Origin of the sequence: Streptomyces noursei, assembly GCF_016917755.1 — a bacterium.
GTDB classification, from domain to species: domain Bacteria; phylum Actinomycetota; class Actinomycetes; order Streptomycetales; family Streptomycetaceae; genus Streptomyces; species Streptomyces yunnanensis.
This window is the reverse complement of sequence record NZ_CP070326.1, coordinates 3,960,664-3,978,284: the sequence shown is the minus strand read 5'-3', so window position 1 is coordinate 3,978,284 and position 17,621 is coordinate 3,960,664. Positions and strand designations below refer to the sequence as shown.

General features: G+C 71.3%; 13 protein-coding genes and 1 pseudogene. 3 read left to right on the top strand and 11 right to left on the bottom strand.

The window, feature by feature from the left end; all coding sequences use genetic code 11:
• Positions 1 to 335: 335 nt before the first annotated feature.
• Positions 336 to 509, bottom strand: coding sequence for a hypothetical protein (locus JNO44_RS17455; RefSeq protein WP_235093394.1), 174 nt, complete (start codon positions 507 to 509; stop codon positions 336 to 338).
• Between the two features lie 29 nt (positions 510 to 538).
• Complete coding sequence (locus tag JNO44_RS17450) at positions 539 to 862, bottom strand: hypothetical protein (RefSeq protein ID WP_205365145.1); 324 nt, start codon at positions 860 to 862, stop codon at positions 539 to 541.
• A 175-nt stretch (positions 863 to 1,037) separates the two neighbouring features.
• On the opposite strand from JNO44_RS17450, the gene JNO44_RS17445 reads away from it, so the two are divergent.
• Together JNO44_RS17445 and JNO44_RS17440 are read left to right on the top strand one after the other, a co-directional pair.
• Positions 1,038 to 2,321 (top strand): NsdA family TPR-like regulatory protein, encoded by a 1,284-nt coding sequence (locus tag JNO44_RS17445; protein WP_205365144.1) that lies wholly within the window; start codon positions 1,038 to 1,040, stop codon positions 2,319 to 2,321.
• Positions 2,318 to 2,851, top strand: coding sequence for a GNAT family N-acetyltransferase (locus tag JNO44_RS17440; protein WP_205365143.1), 534 nt, complete (start codon positions 2,318 to 2,320; stop codon positions 2,849 to 2,851). Before JNO44_RS17445 ends, JNO44_RS17440 begins: the two co-directional genes overlap by 4 nt.
• 54 nt (positions 2,852 to 2,905) lie before the next feature.
• Here JNO44_RS17440 and JNO44_RS17435 read toward each other — a convergent pair whose 3' ends face one another.
• Positions 2,906 to 3,697, bottom strand: coding sequence for a phosphatase (locus JNO44_RS17435; RefSeq protein WP_205365142.1), 792 nt, complete (start codon positions 3,695 to 3,697; stop codon positions 2,906 to 2,908).
• Between the two features lie 182 nt (positions 3,698 to 3,879).
• Here JNO44_RS17435 and speB point away from each other — a divergent pair, with 182 nt between their 5' ends.
• The gene (speB, locus tag JNO44_RS17430) at positions 3,880 to 4,851 is read left to right on the top strand and encodes an agmatinase (RefSeq protein ID WP_039636241.1); all 972 of its coding nucleotides are present in this window, start codon (positions 3,880 to 3,882) and stop codon (positions 4,849 to 4,851) included.
• A gap of 72 nt (positions 4,852 to 4,923) precedes the next feature.
• Here the strand turns inward: speB and JNO44_RS17425 are convergent, their stop codons facing one another.
• From JNO44_RS17425 to JNO44_RS17395, 8 genes and pseudogenes are all read right to left on the bottom strand, one after another.
• Positions 4,924 to 7,170 (bottom strand): SUKH-4 family immunity protein, encoded by a 2,247-nt coding sequence (locus JNO44_RS17425; RefSeq protein WP_205365141.1) that lies wholly within the window; start codon positions 7,168 to 7,170, stop codon positions 4,924 to 4,926.
• Complete coding sequence (locus JNO44_RS45170) at positions 7,167 to 7,616, bottom strand: hypothetical protein (RefSeq protein WP_420882654.1); 450 nt, start codon at positions 7,614 to 7,616, stop codon at positions 7,167 to 7,169. Before JNO44_RS45170 ends, JNO44_RS17425 begins: the two co-directional genes overlap by 4 nt.
• A gap of 1,480 nt (positions 7,617 to 9,096) precedes the next feature.
• Positions 9,097 to 12,495, bottom strand: a pseudogene (locus JNO44_RS45475) (toxin glutamine deamidase domain-containing protein); the annotation flags it as partial.
• A 168-nt stretch (positions 12,496 to 12,663) separates the two neighbouring features.
• Entirely contained in the window at positions 12,664 to 13,047 is a 384-nt protein-coding gene (locus JNO44_RS17415; RefSeq protein WP_205365137.1) for a WXG100 family type VII secretion target, read from the bottom strand.
• Between the two features lie 203 nt (positions 13,048 to 13,250).
• Positions 13,251 to 13,703 carry a hypothetical protein gene (locus JNO44_RS43500; protein ID WP_240167573.1) on the bottom strand — a complete coding sequence of 151 codons (453 nt, stop codon included), beginning with the start codon at positions 13,701 to 13,703 and terminating at the stop codon, positions 13,251 to 13,253.
• Positions 13,704 to 13,906: 203 nt separating this feature from the next.
• On the bottom strand, positions 13,907 to 14,545 hold the full coding sequence (locus JNO44_RS17405; RefSeq protein ID WP_205365135.1) for a TetR/AcrR family transcriptional regulator: 639 nt from the start codon (positions 14,543 to 14,545) through the stop codon (positions 13,907 to 13,909).
• Complete coding sequence (locus JNO44_RS17400; RefSeq protein ID WP_205365134.1) at positions 14,542 to 16,746, bottom strand: YhgE/Pip domain-containing protein; 2,205 nt, start codon at positions 16,744 to 16,746, stop codon at positions 14,542 to 14,544. The genes JNO44_RS17405 and JNO44_RS17400 overlap by 4 nt, the downstream gene beginning before the upstream one ends.
• Positions 16,718 to 17,479, bottom strand: a complete 762-nt coding sequence (locus JNO44_RS17395) for an ATP-binding cassette domain-containing protein (protein WP_205365133.1) — start codon at positions 17,477 to 17,479, stop codon at positions 16,718 to 16,720. The genes JNO44_RS17400 and JNO44_RS17395 overlap by 29 nt, the downstream gene beginning before the upstream one ends.
• Positions 17,480 to 17,621: the final 142 nt, after the last annotated feature.

Below are 17,621 nucleotides of genomic sequence, written 5' to 3'. Positions count from 1 at the left end.
GGTCTACGGCTCCGGGGTGCCATTGCCCATGAGGCATGACACCCCCGCCACCCACCCCCGCGTTGGCCCGTGCAGGGCGGCTGATCACGCGGGCTGGGAGTCTTGAGCTGACTTCGCCAATGAAGTTTGGCGAACCGCCTTCAGTGACGGTGACCAGGTGTCAGGCTCAGGGAGTGGCCAGCGTTCTCGATCTCCCTCATATCACCAATATCGGTGCCCCGCTCCTCGGCTTAGTGGCAGCGGTCGCGACCTTTCGCTTGTCGACTGCCTCTTACAAGCGCGACGTCAGCGAGAACCGCGAGCCGGGTGGGGTGGGGCCAACGGCATTCCCTTCCTCATGAAGAGTCGTTGGCCGCGATCCGTTCGGCACGAGTCCGCATCACCGTTAAAGACGCCGGATCCTGCACCCGCCATTCCTTGATTCCCGGCTTTCGCAGGTACGGAATGCCTTCGCGGATATCGGTCACGATGGCCATCCGCCCCGGGGCGTATTCGACCTCATCGCCCACTTCCGGCAGTCTCTTTAGCTTTCCCGAAGTCATAGCGTGGCTTCCGTGCTCACGGGGACGCCAAGCGCGGCGGCGCACAAGCGGCAGGAATGCCGCCCGTCAGGACCGCTGATCTTCTCCCGTACCAGGCTGTAGACGCAGTGGCAGCAGGGGCACGCATTGCCGGTGATCTCGTCGACCGTCCACATCTTCAGGGAGGGGACGGCGTCCCATCCGATGGGGCTGCCCTGTTGAAGGCGGAGTGCGTTGGCCGCCGGCGGCAGGGTGCTGGTGTCGGTCCGTAAGGCGTGTGCCGAACGAGGGGGCGGAGCGGCGTTGGCGAGGGCGTGGCGAGCGGTTGAGTCAGTCGACATCGTGCTTCAGTCCTCCAGGCGTTGCTGACGCGGTCACGGTCGGCTTATGGCCAGCTAACGCCGTGCCGGGGCGATGTGATTAGGGAGATTGGGCGACTTCTTCGGCGCAGCCCGTAGGGCGATTTGACTGGCGCTTTGGCTGACGAGTTGGTGATCGCGGGACTACCGTGCGTACATGGACGCCCTGCGGAACACAGTGCTTGAGGCTTGGATGAAGGAGCACGGTCACAGCTCCAACTCGCTGGCCGATGCCGTGAATTCGGCAGTCGGTGACCTCACCGGGAGGCTTGGTGGGCTGGACGGCTCATCGATCCGTGACTGGAAGGCGGGCCGGGTGCGGTGGCCCAAGTCGGCGACCCGGGTCGCGCTAGAGAAGGTCACCGGCCTGCCCGCCACCGCTTTAGGGTTCGTGCCGCGGGGCCGCGCCCCGTCGTCCGCGCCCGATGCACCCTTGGAGGACGCCGTGGAACGTCGTCGTTTCCTCGCAGCTGGGACGGCCTTAGCCGCCGCCTCAGCCACACCCGCGTTCGCCTCCAACCACCGCATCGGAGCAAGCGACGTCGTCCGGCTCCAACAGCGCTTTACCGAGATCATCGTGAGCGACCACCGCCACGGCGGCCGGCTCGGCATCGAGCAAAAAGCTGCGGCGCTCGCCGACGAGGCCCTGGCCTTGCAGAACTCCGGGAGCGCGAGCCAGCGGGTCCGTGCCTTCATCTACGGATGTGCGGCGGCATTCCGGTCCTCGGCGATGTGGGCCGCCATCGACGGTCAGCGTTACGAAGACGCGATCGCTCACATGCGGGAAGCGCAAGCCCTTGCCGAATTGGCAGCCGACCCGGCCATCAAGTTCAGAATTTGGTCACACGCCGGGACGCTGTACCGGCACATGAGGCGCCCAGCCGAAGCCCTGGCTGCAAATGATGTTGCCCGAAGCCTCTCGCTCACACGTCGTGATCCATTGTTCGCTTCCCTCGGTCTGGCCAGGCAGGCTGCCATTCAAGGGGTTGCGGGAAATGTCACAGCTACCCGGCGCGGCTTCGACCAAGCTCAGGGTGCGATGGACTGCGCCGATCTCAGGGCCGATCGTCCCGTATGGATGACCTCGTTCTACGACCAAGCCGAGCTGGATTCCCTTGCGCTCACCGGGTACCTGGCACTGGGCGAATACGAGATGGCCGAAGCGCATGCGCACCGGTGTTTGGCAGCTCTCCGACCCCACATGCAACGGTCGAAGGCCATCGCCACCACTCGCCTGGCATGCGCCCAACTTGGCCAAGGTGACCTCGAACCGGCTGTCTCCACCGCCATGTCGATCTCCGCCGATAGCGCTGCCCACCACCCGCGGGTCGCCCAGATGCTCCGCGGCTTCAACACCAAGATTCACTCCCTGGCGCCGGGCAGTTCAGCCGTCCGCAAGTGGAGCCAGTACACGCACGCCACCCGGAAGGAATCGGTATGACGTCTACCACCGAGCTCCGTACGTTCCACTCGCTCGAACCAGCCCGGCAACATCTCATGGATGTGTATGCCGATGTCCGTGCCGACCTCCTGCACCTTCCGAACTACGCAGTCTCTTCCTTCGGCGAGCGCCTTGGCCGCCACTCCGAGGAATCCGGTTGGGCGGCTGTCCTCGCCTACGATCAGGGCGATCCCGTTGGCTATGCATACGCCAACACCGTTGACTCCGAAGACCGTTGGTGGAAGCGCGTCACGCCCGCCCCGTCGGCTGAATATACCGACCGGCCTGCCGTGGCTCTGAAGGAAATCGGTGTGCGCATCCCCTGGCGCGGCACTGGTACCGCCCGGCGCATCCACGATGCTCTTCTCTCCGACCGTGACGAGCCGTACGTCACCCTCATGGTCAACCCCGCCGCCGGAGACGGAAGGGTGCACCGCCTCTATGAAACCTGGGGATACGAAGACATCGGCCGGAGCCAGCCCTCAGCGGCCTCGCCGGTCCTGACGGTGATGATCAGGACGGTGCGCTGAGCGGGGCATCGCTGGGGGAGCCGCCCCGCCCGGGGGGCGTCAGCCAGCGAGCCCTCAGTCAAGCCCGGCCGCCGCCAGCAGATAGCCGGTGAGCGGGTCGTAGTGGCGCGGGCTCAGTACGTGGTCGTCCAGCGGGACGGTGACCTGGACGGTGCCCTCGGACTCGGCGAGGAAGAGCGCCGGGTCGTTGCAGTCGGCGAAGCCGATCGTGGGGATGCCGCGCTGGCCCGCGCAACCGGCCCAGCCGTGGTCGGCCATCACCAGGTCCGGCAGCGGGCGGCCGGCGCGCTCCAGGCCGTCGAGGACGGCGGCCATCGGCGCCGGGGAGTGGGTGTGCCACAGCGTCGCCCCGCGCTCCAGCATCGCCACGTCGCCGAACTGGAAGACCATGCCGTCGTCGGCCTGCAGACCGTCCGGGACGACCATGATCTCGCAGTCGTGCTCGCGCAGGGCCTGGGCGGTGGCGCGGTGCACGTCCAGCAGGCCGCCCGGGTGGCCGGTGGCGAACAGCACCCGCTGGCGGTCGGCAGCGGCCTTGCGCAGCACCGCGGCGGCGCGGTCCAGGGCGTCCACGGTCAGCTCGGGGTCGATGGTGTCCTGGCCCTGTCGGTGGTCCGGGTCGTCGTTGACGCCGCAGCGCTCCGCCATCACGGCCAGCACGTCCTGCTCGTCCGTCCAGCGGTCGCCCAGCTCCAGGCCGAACCAGTAGTGGCGGTCGCCGTTCGCGAGCCTGCGGTAGTGGAGGAGGTTGTTCTCGCGGGGGGTGGCGACGTTCCCCGCGATCCGGGTCCGGACCAGATGGTCGACGAGTTCGGCACGCGAGGGGGCTGCAGCGGCTATCGGCATAGCGACATTGTGCCCGTACGGATCTCCGGGGGCGGGGCGTTCCGAGGTGCGGACACCGGCCGGGCGCACCGGTGCGCCGTGCGACGGACGCCGTGGGCGTTGGACGGAATGTCGAACGCGGAGGCTCCGGGGGCCGCAAATGTCCATGTCCCGGTGGTCGGCCGGCCCCTACTCTCGGCGCCATGACCACCGCATCGCACGAGCCCGTGGGCCCCGTCGACTCCTCCCGCATCCCGCGCTACGCCGGGCCCGCGACCTTCGCCCGGCTGCCCCGCCTCGACGAGGTCGGCGGCCGGACCGATGTCGCCGTCGTCGGCGTCCCCTTCGACACCGGTGTCTCCTACCGCCCCGGCGCCCGCTTCGGCGGCAACGCGATCCGCGAGGCGTCGCGGCTGCTGCGGCCCTACAACCCGGCGCAGGACGCCTCGCCGTTCGCGCTGGCGCAGGTCGCCGACGCGGGGGACATCGCGGCCAACCCGTTCAACATCAACGAGGCCGTGGAGACCATCGAGGCCGCCGCGGACGACATCCTCGGCACCGGCGCCCGCATGATGACCCTCGGCGGCGACCACACCATCGCGCTGCCGCTGCTCCGCTCGGTCGCCAAGAAGCACGGCCCGGTGGCGCTGCTGCACTTCGACGCGCACCTGGACACCTGGGACACCTACTTCGGCGCCGAGTACACCCACGGGACCCCGTTCCGCCGGGCCGTCGAGGAGGGCATCCTCGACACCTCCGCCCTCTCCCACGTCGGCACCCGCGGTCCGCTCTACGGCAAGAAGGACCTCACCGACGACGAGAAGATGGGCTTCGGCATCGTCACCTCGGCGGACATCTACCGGCGCGGTGCCGACGAGGTCGCCGACCAGCTGCGCCAGCGCATCGGCGACCGGCCGCTGTACATCTCCATCGACATCGACTGCCTCGACCCGGCCCACGCCCCGGGCACCGGCACCCCGGAGGCGGGCGGCATGACCTCCCGAGAGCTGCTGGAGATCCTGCGCGGGCTGGCGTCCTGCAACCTGGTGTCCGCGGACGTGGTGGAGGTGGCCCCCGCCTACGACCACGCCGAGATCACGGCCGTGGCGGCCTCGCACACCGCCTACGAGCTGACCACGATCATGTCCCGACAGATCGCGGACGCGCGCGGCTGATCGACCGCGGACGGTACCCAACCGCCGGCGGGGCCTCTTCGGTCCCGCCGGCGGTTCCGTCTCCCGGGGCGCTCACTCCTCGTGGAGCGGGTACTGCCAGGCGCCCGCGTCGGAGCACTCCCCGTCGACGGCGAACAGGGCGTCGTCGATGTGCTGGCGCATCAGATGGGCCTCGTCGCGGTTCTGGATCTCCGTCAGGATGCGGCGTCCGGTGACGAACAGCCCCGCCATCGTCAGGAAGTTCTCCAGGTCGGTGGCGACCCGCACGCCGTTCTCCGCGGTGGGGTCGTCGTGCTCGACAGGGCAGCGCAGGACGTGCCCGGTCGGGCCGTCGAGGACGACGAAGCCGCCCATCCACCTGCCGAGACGGTGGAACGGGCCTTGTTCGTCGGGTTGTTCGGGGAGGTCCTCCGGCCACGGGACCTCCTGGAGGTGGTCCTCGTGCGACGGCTGGAGGGCGAGGCCCTGGTCGTCGAACTCGGGGAGGCCGGTGCCGGTCAGGACGCGGCGGGCGGTGGCGTCGGTGAGGTCCTCGGGGAGGTCCTCGGCGGCCGTGGTGACGTACGCCCCGGTGCCGTAGATGTCGGCGAGGTCCCGCGGCGCGGGGGCCGGGGCGTCGGCCGGTGCGGCCGGGCCGGCGGCGGTGAGGTTGCCGAGGAGCAGCTGGACGTCCGGCTGCTGGAGGGCGTCGATGCCCACTCCCGGCCGCGGCTGGACGGCGAGGAGCCCGCCCGCGCCGGACAGCACGAGCGGCGCCGGGGCATCGGGGGAGAGCGCGAACCCGGTGTCCAGATACGTGTGGAGAAGCTCTTCGAGCGCGCCCTGCCAGGCGTCCGCGGTGTCGGCCGCGGCGCGCAGTTCGCCGATCGAGGCCGGCCCGGGGGCGGTCCGGCTGCCGGCGGCCCAGGCGAGGGCGGACCGGGCCTCGGCGGGGAAGTCGCCGTCCGCGGCCCAGGGCCCGGCGAGGAGCGCACCGGACGCCAGCTCCCATACGTGGATGGCTTCCCCGACGGAGAGGACGGCCGGACGGCCCTGCCAGCGCACGGAGAACTGGGTGTCGAGCGCGCCGGGGCGCAGGTACGTGTGGTGGAAGCCGCCCGGGGGACGCCAGTGGGTCCACAGGGTCCGCCATGGGAGCCGGACGCCCGAGCGCGCGATGCCGTCCGCCAGCGCGGTGTCGTTGCGGGCGGTGGCCATCAGGTGCAGCCAGGCCGCCCACGCGGGCTGAGGCGGTCGGGACAGGCCGTACATGCGGAGGTGGACGGCGTCGGCGGCGGCGTTGCCGCCGGGGAGCGAGCCGTCGTGGGCGCAGTGCGCGGCGTCGACGAGGACATCCGGCGGGACCTGGGCCACGACCGTCCCGTCGCCGACCAACTCCTCGAAGAGGCCCGCCTGCACGGCGTGCACGGCGATGCCGTCGGCGGCGTAGCGCCCGACGGGCCCGGAGGCGGCCCAGCCGTCGGGGTGGTGGAAGTCGGCCGCCCGCTCCCGCAGCCAGGCGACCAGGTGGCGGCCGACGGCGGCCGGCAGCTCGGGTCCGTGCGCCCGGCGGATCGCCTCGGCGGTGCTCTCGTCGCGGAAACCGACGTGGCCGTCGGCACAGCGGAGGTGGTCGGGGAACCGCTCGGCCAGGGCGAGGAGTTCCGCCTCGGTCCCGAGGGGAGCGGCCGCTCCGGTGCCCGCGTCCGGCGCGGTGAGGCCGGCGGCGGTGGCCGCGGTGATCAGCTCCCGCCACACGGCCGGCGGGACCCGGCGCGGCTCGGAGAAGGCGAGCGCCTGGACGGGCAGGGGGAGCGCGGTCGGTGACGCCGGCGGTTCCTGTGCCCCGGCCGGGGCGGCGAGGCGCAGCGTGATCCGCCCCTTGCGCACCTTGTGCTCCGGGGGCACGGCGAGGACCACACCGATGCCGGTGGTCAGCCGCAGCTGCTCGGCCAGGCGCTGCACCACCAGACCGGGCTGGGCGGAACGGCGGGTGGGGCCGGCGGAGAGGGCGTGGTCGATCAGCACCAGGTGGTCCCGGCCCAGCCTCCTGATCTCCTGCCCCCAGGCGAAGGAGTAGTGGCACTTCTCCAACACGCCCAGTTCGGCGAGCAGTTCACGAAGCAGGCCCTCCGCCGACTTGCCGGTCGCGTCGAGCAGCACGCTGCCGGGAACCCGCCGGTGCACCTCCCGCACCACCGCCCCGGCGGCGGCCCGGTCCCGGTCCACGACGAGGTCGACCCGGCTCGCGTCACCGCGGTGGTTCTCCCACCAGTCCAGGACGCGGGCGGTGGCCTGGTCGACGGTGTGCGGGGGCTGGTCGGCGGTCGGTTCTGTCACGGGGTGCTCTCTTGCGGGGGAACGATGTGCGTCATTGACTTTGCCCAGATCTGGCCCACGACTCGCAGGTGGGCGTCCATCTCGGCCGTCATGCTCTGCTCGGCCGGCGACTCCACCTTCTTCACCGCGTTATTGATCTTCTGGCTGATCGACTTGAGCTTTTCACGGCGTTCGTCCTGGTCCTGGATCTGGTTCGCCTTCTCGATCTGGGAAGCGTACTTCTGACGCTGTTTCTCGCGCTCCGCCGCGCGCGATTCCAGGCCCTCCGGGTCGGTGCGGTACGTCGTGCTGTAGTACACCGGCTTTCCGTGCATCGACGTATGGGAATCGAGCAGCCTCGAACAATGCGCGTGCCCCTGTCCCCGGCCGCACGGCTCTCGTTCCGTGTAGAGGCTCGCGACGTGGTACTTCTCGCCCTCGGGCTGCAACGAATTCTGCCGCTCCACCCAGTCCAGCAGGTGTTTCTCCGAGTGCCGGGGGGGTCACGCCGCTGCGGTCGGCGGGCACCGAGGAATCGACGATATAGGTGGTGTTGCCCTTGTGATCGGTGACTTCGACCACCGCGTAGTTCTTTCCGGAGAAATCGGGCTTGTGCCGGCCGAGGGAATCGACGATGCCGTGCACCTCGGCCACCGTCGGCTTTTTGGCCTTACCGGTGAGCCGCTCGTGCAGGGTCGCCAAGTCGCTCGGCGCGTCCCCCTCGTTGCGGTACTTGATCGGGAAATTGGGCTTGGCGCTCTCGCGTGACTCCGCGCTCACCGGCCGGTCGGAGGACTTGGCCGGGTCCGGGGTGCCGTCCGCGCGGTCGCCCGCGTTGGCGTACGGCTGGGAGTCGTGGTGGGGGTTGTGGCCGACGCCCTGGCTCTCGTGGTAGTCGCTGCTCACGCGGGCGAGCGTGGCGACGACCGCCATGCGCTCGCCGTCGTTCATCCGCCGGAAGTCCTCGCCGAGGTGGTGCTCCAGCTCCTGGTGCGTGAACGCGGTCGGCGGGGGCTGCTCACCGTCCTTGAGCGCGGCCCGCTCCGCCGCCAGACGCTGGTGCGACTCCTCCAGGAGGTGGGACAGCCGCCCGTCCTCCGCCCAGTCGCGCATCCGGTCGTGGACGTGGTCCAGCTCGATGCGGTGGACGGGCGCGTGCTCGCGCAGCGCCTGCTGCTCGGAATCCGGTTCGAGGTCCAGGTGCTTGTGGTGCGGGTCCTCCGCGTCCGGCAGTGGACGCCGGTCGTGGTCGGCGTCGTGGCCGGCGTCCGCCATGTGCACGTCGTGATCGCCGTGCGGTGCGTCGTGCTGGTCGTGCGGGTGGTGCGGCTCGTCCAGGTCCATCGGCTCCGGCGCGTGCGGGTGGCCCGACGGGTCCGGCGGCGGGAGCATGCCGGGGTTGCGCGGCGGGGGAGCGGTGTGCGGATGCTCCGGGCCGGCGTGGGCCGGCGCCGGGTGCTCGGGGCCGTGGCCCTGGGGGTGGTGGTCCGCCGCGTGGTGATCCGGGGTGTGCTGCTCCGCCGTGTGGTCCGCCGTGTGGTCCGGGGAGTGCTCGGGCGTCGTCCCGGGAGCGTCGTGGTGCGGGTGCTCGGCGTTCGGGGCGTGCCCGTCGCCGGGGGTGTGGTGGGTCTCCGGCGCGCCCGCGGGGTGGTGCCCGCCGCCGTACTGCTGGCCGTACTGGGGCTGTTGGTGGGGCAGTTGGGGGTGCTGCTGTTGATGCGGCTGCTGCTGATACGGGTGCTGGGGCTGGCTCTGGTGCGGCTGCTGCTGTGGGTGCGGTTGCTGGGGCTGGTTCTGGTGTTGTTGCTGGGGGTGGCCCTGGCCCTGGCCCTGGTTGTGCTGGGTGGCGGTGGGGTCGAAGGGCTTGCGGTCGCCGTCGAGGGTGAGGTGCCAGACGCCGGCGGCATGGGTGTGGATGGGCTGGTGGCTGATCTGGCCCGTCTGGCTGTCGACCCAGACGACCTTGCCGTTGTGGTTGACCGCGTTGAAGACGTGGGCGCCGCCGCCCGAGCCGTCCGGGTTCTTCGGCCATGTCACCAGGACGGCCGAGGCCGCGCCGTGGCCCGCCTGCTGAAGCTCGTGGGCGATGTTGTGGTAGCTGTCGTGGGCGTTCTGGCCCGAGTTGCGGAAGTTGGTGCCCGCCCAGTTCTGGATGTTGTGGGTGCCGTCCCGTTCACCGCTGGCGCGGTCCAGGTTTCCGTGTGCGTCGGTGTCGTACGTACGGGGCGCGGAGACCTGTGGGTTGCCGTACCAGGACTCCATGAAGGAGCGGGTGCAGTCGGCACAGTTGTTGGAGCGGCCGGGCACGGTCGGGCCGCCGTCGTTCTGGTACTTGGCCCACGGCTGGAACGGGTCGGCGTGGACCTGCGGGGTGCCGTCCGGGTTCCGCGGGAAGTGGTGTTCCAGCGCCTGCTGGTCGTGCGGGAACGGTGAATACAGGCCGCCCGGGTGGTGGTTGAGGCTGGCCCGGACGTCGTGGATGCTCGGCTGCTGGTGAGGTGCGGCCTGGTCCTGGTGGTGCTGTTGCGGGTGCTGGGGCTGCTGGTGGTGGTCCTGCGGCTGCTGCTGGTTGTGGTGGTGCTGCGGTTGGTTCTGGTGGGGGTGTTGCTGCGGGGCCTGGTGCTGCGGTGGCTGTTGGTGCTGTGGCTGGTGTTGTTGCTGGGGGTGCGGCTGCTGTTGGGGGTGCGGCTGCTGGTGAGGTGCGGCCTGCTGCTGCTGGTGGTGCTGTTGTGGGTGCTGGGGGTTGGGGTTCTGCGGGTGCCCGGGGTTCTGCTGGTGCTCGGGAGAGTGGGGGGCCGGGCGGTGGGTGTCCGGGCGCGGGGCGTCCGCGTGGGTGCTCTCCGGGCGCGGCCGGTTGCCTTCCGGGCGGGGCGGGTTGCCCTCCGGGCGGGGGGCGTGCGGACGGTCCGTGCCCGCGTGGGGCGGGTTGCCCTCCGGGCGTGGGTGGGCGGCGTCGGGGTGCGGTTGGTTGGCGTCCGGGCGTGGGTGGGTGGGGTCCGTCGGCCGCTGGTTCGGGCCGTGGCCGGCCTCCGGCCGCTGGTCCTGCGGGCGGTGGGTGTCGGTGGGCCGCGGGTTGTCCGGGCGGTTGACGCTCGGGTGCCGGGCGTCCGGATGGTCGGTGTTGGGGCGGGGGCCGTCCAGGCGCGGGTTGTACGGCGGGCGTTCCGGGGCGCGGTGTTGGGTGGCGTCGTGGACGGCCTGGGTGCCGTCCGGGCGGCGGTTGGGGCCGGGCGCGGTGGCGTTGGGCCGGGGCCCGTCCAGGCGCGGGTTGTAGGCCGGGCGGTCCGGGGTGCGCTGCTGGGTGACGTCGCGGATCGCCTGGGACCCGTCCGGGCGGCGGTTGCTCGGCGCGCCGCCGCCACCGTCGACGGTCGGGCGGGAGGGTGCGGCGCTGGGGGCGCCCGAACCGGCCGCGGGTGTGCCGCCGCCGTGGGAGGGCATGGCGGCGGGCATGCCCGCCGCCGGGCCGGCGCCCTGCGGTGGGCCCTGGGTTGCGCCCTGGGATCCCTGTGGTGAAGTCACACCGGAGTGAGGGGAGTTGGGGGAGGCGGTGCTGTTGGTTCCGGAGTCCGCGGCGTTGTGCTGGGTGGGCGGTGGCGCGGTCATGGTGTCGGCGGACTGGGTGCGCATGGTCGGGTCGTGGGCGTCGCCGACGCGCGGTATGGAGGGGCGGCCGCTCATGCCCGAGCCGCCCGACGGGCCGGAGGAACCGGAGGAACCAGAAGAACCGGATGAGTCACCGTGGCCGCTGCTGCTGCCGTTGCTGTTGCCGGAGTCGCCGTCGTGTGACGGGGACGGCGCGGGGGAGTGGGACGGCTGCGGGCCGCCGGAGCCCTGGTCGCCGTGTGGAGTCCCGCCGTGGCTCGGGGAGTTGGACGGGGCGGGTGCGGGGTGCTCGGGTGCCGGCTGGGCGCCGGCCGCGTCCGGGGTGTGGTCGGCCGTCGGCTGGGTGCTCACCCCGTCGGGCCGATCGGAGTTCGCGGTATGGCCGGAGTCGGGGGTGGCGCCCGAATCGGGGGAGTGGGACGCCCCGTTCGCGTCGTGGCCGCCCTGGTAACCCTCGTCGAAGGGGGAGCGGTGCGCCGGATCCGGGAGGGGCTGGGCGGTCGGCCTGGGGTGGTCGCCTCCGAGGCCGGAGTCGGAACGGGAGCCGGACCCGGAGCCGGACCCGGAACCGGAGCGGGAATCCGTGGGCGCGTTGGCATGGTCAGGGGTGGTGGAGGGGTTTTCGCCGGGGCGCGGGGTGTGGGACGCGCCACCGGAATCCGAACCGGCACCCGACCTCGAACCAGAACCAGAACCCGAACCAGAACCAGAACCAGAACCCGAACCAGAACCAGAACCCGAACCAGAACCAGAACCCGAACCCGAACCCGAACTCGAACCGGAGCCGTTCTCGCCGCCGTGTTCACCCGGCCTGGAGCCCGAGTCGGAACCGCCGTCCGAGCTGCTGCCGGAGCCGTCACCCGCGTCGGAGTGACGTCCGGAGCCGGAGCCGCCGTGCTCACCGGAGCCCGATTCCGAACCGCTTCCGGACCCGCCGTGCTCCCCGCTCCCGTGTTCCCCGCCGCTCCCGTGCTCGCCGCTGCCGCCGTGCTCGCCACCGTGGCCGGCCGCGTGGTCCAGCCCGCCGCGGGCGTGGTGGCCGGCCTTGCCGCCCAGCGCGTCGCGGAAGTTGGTGCCGAAGTTCTCGCCGGTGTTCTTGAGGGAGTTGGTGGCCGTCTCGGCACCGGTCTTGAGGCTGCGGTTGACGTCGAAGCCGTTCTGGGCGCCGAACGACATGTTGACGCCCTGGGCGATGGCGTCGGAGATCATCGCCTGCAGCGCGTCCATGGCCGGCTGCTTGACGGTGTTCATGATCGCTTCGATCAGGGCGTCCCGCGCCTCCTTGAGGATGCGGCGGACGATGAGGCGGGTGGCCTGGGTCGCGCCCGCGGCCCCGATTTCGGACAGGCCGAGCGTGAAAGGCGCGGCTGCCTGGGCCGCGATGATCTCTGCCGCGAGGATCGCCAATTGGGTGATCACCGCGACTTTCATCCCGATGATCACCCCCGATCCGGCGTCCATGGCGAAGGCGATCAGTTCGGCGGCCTCGCGGGCGTCGTTGAGGTAGCCGTTGCCGCCGTCGGAGAACTTCTCCCAGGTCTTGCCGAAGCCGTCGATGCCGTCGCCGGTGTTCGCCGACAGGACATTGCCGGCCGCGGTGACGCCCTCGGACTGGAGCTGTTCCACCGCGTTCGCGAACGCCCGCCACTGGTCGGCGGACTCGATCATCTTGTCCTCGTCGCCCGTCGGCCAGTCATACCCGAGCATCTGGAGGACCCACTCCAGCCAGTCCGGCAGCATGAGCGACATTGGGAATCCCCCGTAGGACGACTAGGCGACTAGGCGGCGAGGCAACAAGGCAACAAGGCTGCGAGCGGCAGGCGGCAGGCAGGGCGCTGGACGTGGGGTGTGGGACGTGGACGCGCGGGCCGGGCGGACGGCGGCCGAGCCGCGGGCCGGGGGCGCGGACTAGATGTTGGGTCCCTTGAGGTTGCTGATCATCTGGCTCTCGGCCTCGGCGTTGGCCACGTGCTGCTGCATCAAGGAGTTGGTGAAGTCCTCGTTGCCGTCGTGGTTGTCGGCCATGGTGTTGAGCGCGCCGCCGATCTCCTGGAGCTTGGCGGCGAGATGCCCCATCGACTCGTACATGCCGTCGCGCAGGCCCTCGTAGACGACGCCGAACTTGGAGCCGATGTCGTCGTCGCCCCAGGGCGGGGTGCCGGTCCCCTCCAGGCCGGTCAGGCCGTTCTTGAGCCTGTCGACCGCGGACTGGTAGCGCTCGCCGATGGTGGTGAAGCTGCTGCCACCCGACTTCAGTGACGGGATGTCCGCCTGCAATCCCTCGCCGGCCATGGCCTCTTCCCCCCGGTCAACCCTCGTCACATGATGTGCGACCTCACGCAAATTCTAGTCGCGTGGGTCGGTTCTTCATCAAGATGCGTACTGTCACAGGGTTGTCATGGCGAGGACCGTGGCCGGTCTCCGGTCCCCGATCCCCGGCCCCCGGCCCCGTCGCCCGGCGAGGGACGAGGGGCGACGGACGAGATCCCGGTGCGTCAGGCCGTTCCGGGGCGGTACCACTGCCGGTAGACCGCGATGGCGGACTCCGGGGGGAAGTTGGGGACCGTGGTCACGTCGCCGTTGCTCTTGGTGATCACGATGTTGGTGCCGCCCGGGCTGACCGGCGGTGCGGCGGGGTCCTCGGGAGCGGGCCAGCCGGCGTGGACGAGGTACCCCTCGTCGAACTCGTGGACCAGGAGCGAGACCGGGCCGCCCGGGGAGCCGACCGGCGGGAAGTAGGCGCGGCCGATCTCCAGGGCGTGGTCGGCGGAGGTCGGGACCACCTTGGGCGGGGCGTCGGCGCCGGGCTGCCGGCCGGGGACGGTGCTCGGCGGGTACGGCGGCGGCAACGGCGGTTGGCCGCCCGCGGCACCCTGCGGGGTGCCCGCGGTGCCGCCCGGGTCGGCGCTCGCGTTCCCGTTCGGGGTGCCGGCTGCGGAGTCCGTCATGGAGGTCCCTTCCGTGTCGCGTCGCCGGGCCGTACCCGCCGTTCTGGCGTGTCGTCATAGCCGCGGCACGGCCAGGCCGAGGCCGCGCGTTCCGGTCGACTTCACCGACGTCGGGGAAGCGTAGTCGGTTCACCTGTGGAGGGGGCAGGGGGACCCGGGGGGGGGAGCGGGCCCCGGGCGCCTGGCGGACCGACCCCGTCAGGTCACGTCGCGACCCGTCCCTGCACCAGCTGGGACAGTGCGGCGTGCACCTCCTCGACGGACCGCTGCGGCTGGAACGACTGCCAGTCCAGCGCGGCGACCAGCACCATCCCCAGCAGCGCCGAGGCGGTGAGCGGGATGTCGAGTTCGTCGCTGAGCTCCCTGGTGCGCACGGCGTCGTGCAGCACCGACTCGACGACCGCCAGGGCGCGGCCCCGTACGGAGGTGAGGGTGGCGCGCCAGGTGCGGTTGGTGCGCCAGAGCTCGGCGACGTAGAGCTGGGTGAGGGCGGGGGAGCCGGCGATGAAGTCCAGGCCGGCGCGGATCATCGCGTCGAGCGCGTCGACCCGGGTGCCGCCGCGGGCGACGGTGTCGTCGGCGGCGGTGCGCAGGGAGTCGGCGAGCAGGTCGACGCCGTCCCGCAGGAGCTCCTCGTAGAGGACGTTCTTGCTGCTGAAGTTGTAGTAGACGGTGCCCTTGGCGACGCCGGCGCGGTCCGCGATCTCCTCGACCGTGGTGGCGGAGAAGCCCTGTTCGGCGATGAGCGTGACGGCGGCGTCGAAGAGCCGGCGGCGGGTGGAGGTACGGCGGGGGGCGGCGCCGGAGATGGCGCCGCCCCCCTTGCCGGAGCGGGTGCTCACAGGCTGAGCTCCGGATGCAGGTCCTTCATCCGCACGACCTGGCGGCTGCGGGCCGCGAGGGCGGTGAGGGCCAGCGCGCCCAGCGTGAACGCGGCGAGCACCACGCTGCCCTGCCAGACGACGTCCAGGTCGCCGCCGGTGATCAGCCGGCGCAGTCCGTCGACGACGTAACTCATCGGCAGGTAGGGGTGGATGGCGCCGAAGAAGCCCGGGCTGGTCTGCACCGGGTAGGTGCCGCCCGCCGAGGTCAGCTGGAGCATCAGGATGACCAGCGTCAGGACCCGGCCCGCCGGGCCGAAGAAGGCGCTCAGCAGCTGGATGACCGCGGTGAAGCAGGCGGTCGCCAGCATCAGGAAGCCGATGGTGGCACCCGCGCGCTCCATCTCCAGGCCGAGGGCCCAGTGCAGCACGGCCATCAGGGCCAGCACCTGGACGACGCCGATGGCGAAGGCCGGCAGCCAGGAGCCGAGCGCGATCCGCCAGCCGGGCGCACCCGCGGCCAGCGCCCGCTTGCCGAGCGGCTGGAGCAGCATGAACGCGACCATCGCGCCGACCCAGAGGGAGAGCGGGATGAAGTACGGGGCGAGTCCGGTGCCGTAGTTGGGCGCCTTGTGCATCGACTTGGCGGCCAGGGCGACCGGGTCGGCCATCACTCCGGTGCGGGCGTCGCGGTCCTTCTTGTCGTAGTCGGGGATCTTGGCGACGCCGTTGTGCAGCCCGGTGGCCAGCTGGTTGGCGCCGTCCTTGAGCTTGTACAGACCGCCGCTGAGCTTCTCGGCACCGTCGTGGGCGGTACCGAGGCCGTTGTGGAGCTGGCCCATGCCCTCGGCGAGGTCGCCCGCCCCCTTGTGGAGCTGGCCGGCGCCGTTGGCGAGGTCGCCCGCGCCGTTGGTGAGGTCACCGATGCCGTTGGCGAACTGGCCGGCGCCCTGGGCGACCTTGTGGGCACCTGCGTTGAGCGTGTTGATCTGGCCGATGGCGGTGTCCGCCCGGTCGGCGATGCCCGGTGCCTGCTGGGCGACCAACACGGCGCCCTGGTGCAGCTCGCGCAGCTTGGCCTGCCACTGGCTGAAGTCCGTGTGCGCGATGGCATCGTTGACCTTCTCTGCCAGGTCGGCGGCGGCCGCGGTACCCGCCGCGATGCCCTTCAGTTTGGCGCAGTCGGTGTCCGTGGAGACCAGCCCGCCGCAGCGCTCCTGGTAGAGGGAAGCGGCGTTGTCGGCGTTCTTGCGGGCCTCTGCGGCCGCCTTGGCGGAGTTGCCGGGCAGCTTGCCGAGGTCGTCGTCGAGGTTCTGGCTGAGGTCGGCGACGACCTGAGCCTTCTCGCCGATCTCCTTGCCGTGCTCCCGCAGGAAGGGAAGGTCCTTCTTGGCGATGCCCTGCACCTTGTCGGCAAGCTGCTGGGTACCGTCCGCGATCTGGCCGGCGCCCTGGCTGAGCTCCTTGGCCTTGGCGGCGGCCCGCGCTGCTCCGTTGCTCAGATCCCCCGCGCCCTTGCCCAGCTTGCCGAGCCCGTTGCTGAGGTCCCCCGCCCCCTTGTCGAGCTTGCCGGCCCCGTCGTTCAACTTGCCGAGCCCGTCGGCCAGTTCGCCGGTCTTCTCGCGGGCGGTGCCCAGGCCGTCGTCGACCTTGCCGGCGCCGTCGGCCGCCTTGGCGGTCTCGTCGTGCAGGTCGGAGAAGGACACGAAGATCTTGTCGAGGAAGGCCCGGGTGGACTTCGACGAGGTCTTGGCGCGGATCTCGGAGAAGACGGTCTTGGAGATCGAGCCGACGATGTAGTTGTTGGCGTCGTTGGTGCGGACCTGGAGGGCACCGGTCTGCGGGTCGTCACCGCCGCTGGAGGCGATCTTCTGGCTGAAGTCCTTGGGGACGGTCAGCGAGAGGTAGTAGTCGCCCTTCTCCAGACCCTTGGCGGCGTCGGCGGCGCCGACCTCCTCCCAGTCGAAGGTCTTGCTGTCCTTGACGTTCCTGGCGAGGTCGGCGCCGGCGGTGAGCTTCTTGCCGTCGGCGGTGGCGCCCTGGTCCTCGTTGACCAGCGCGACCGGGATCTTGTCCAGCCGGCTGTACGGGTCCCAGAAGGAGCAGAGGTAGAGCGCTCCGTACAGCAGCGGGATCAGCATCAGGGCGACGAGGCCCAGCCGGGGGAGCTTCCCCCGGCCGAAGCGCCTGAGCTCAAGCGCGGCCAGTTTCGGCGAACGCATGCGCCGCTTCCTCCTCGTGGGTTTCGGGCTGGGGGGTGTGGGGGGTGGTGGCGGGCGCGGCGGTGGAGACGATCAGCGCGTCCGCCGGGGCGTCGGAGGCGACCGCGGCCACGGTGGTGCCGGTCAGTGCCACGTCCCGCAGCATCTGCCAGGCCGCGGCCCGCTCGTCGGCCGACAGCTTGAGGTCGAGGTCGTCGACGGCCAGCAGGTGCGGCTGGTGCATCACCGCGAGCGCCACCGACAGTCGCAGCGCCTCCAGCCGCTCCAGGTCGCGGACGCAGGTCCGCAGTCCCTTGGGCAGGGTGTCCGGGTCGAGTCCGGCGGCCGCCAGCGCGGCGTCGACCCGGGCCCGGGTGGCCTCCTTGCGGCGGCGGCCCCACAGCGGGGTGCCGCGGTGGCCCAACAGGGCCTGTTCCTGGAGGTGCTCGGCGACGGTGAGGGCCGGTTCGAGGTCGGCGATGCCGGGCACGTGCGCGATCGCGGTACGGCCGCGGATCGATCCCATCCGCTTGGGCAGCGGGAGGCCGGCGACCGTGGCGTGGCCCTCGGTGATCCGCATCCGTCCGGTGAGCGCGAGCAGCAGGCAGGTGCGGCCGGAGCCCGACGGGCCCTCCACCGCGATCAGCGACCCCGGTTCCGCGGCGATGTCGACGCCTCTGAAGGCCCACCCACGTGGGCCCTTCACTCCGATTCCCCGGGCGTTGACGGCCGCCCCCTGGCGGGTGGTCTCCACAAGCCCTCCTTTTGATCTGACTGGTCAGTCTAAAAGTGTGCCGCACGCGGGCCGTATTGACCAATCGGGGGCCCGCGGAGGGCCGGAAGTCGATGGTCGCGGCCGGAAATCGATGGATCGTGCATTTAACGGTGACGCGGGG

Coding starts and splice junctions, on each gene's coding strand:
- JNO44_RS17450 (WP_205365145.1), bottom strand. CDS start 862: ATGTCGACTGACTCAACCGCTCGCCACGCCCTCGCCAACGCCGCTCCG.
- JNO44_RS17445 (WP_205365144.1), top strand. CDS start 1,038: ATGGACGCCCTGCGGAACACAGTGCTTGAGGCTTGGATGAAGGAGCAC.
- JNO44_RS17440 (WP_205365143.1), top strand. CDS start 2,318: ATGACGTCTACCACCGAGCTCCGTACGTTCCACTCGCTCGAACCAGCC.
- JNO44_RS17435 (WP_205365142.1), bottom strand. CDS start 3,697: ATGCCGATAGCCGCTGCAGCCCCCTCGCGTGCCGAACTCGTCGACCAT.
- speB (WP_039636241.1), top strand. CDS start 3,880: ATGACCACCGCATCGCACGAGCCCGTGGGCCCCGTCGACTCCTCCCGC.
- JNO44_RS17415 (WP_205365137.1), bottom strand. CDS start 13,047: ATGGCCGGCGAGGGATTGCAGGCGGACATCCCGTCACTGAAGTCGGGT.
- JNO44_RS43500 (WP_240167573.1), bottom strand. CDS start 13,703: ATGACGGACTCCGCAGCCGGCACCCCGAACGGGAACGCGAGCGCCGAC.
- JNO44_RS17400 (WP_205365134.1), bottom strand. CDS start 16,746: ATGCGTTCGCCGAAACTGGCCGCGCTTGAGCTCAGGCGCTTCGGCCGG.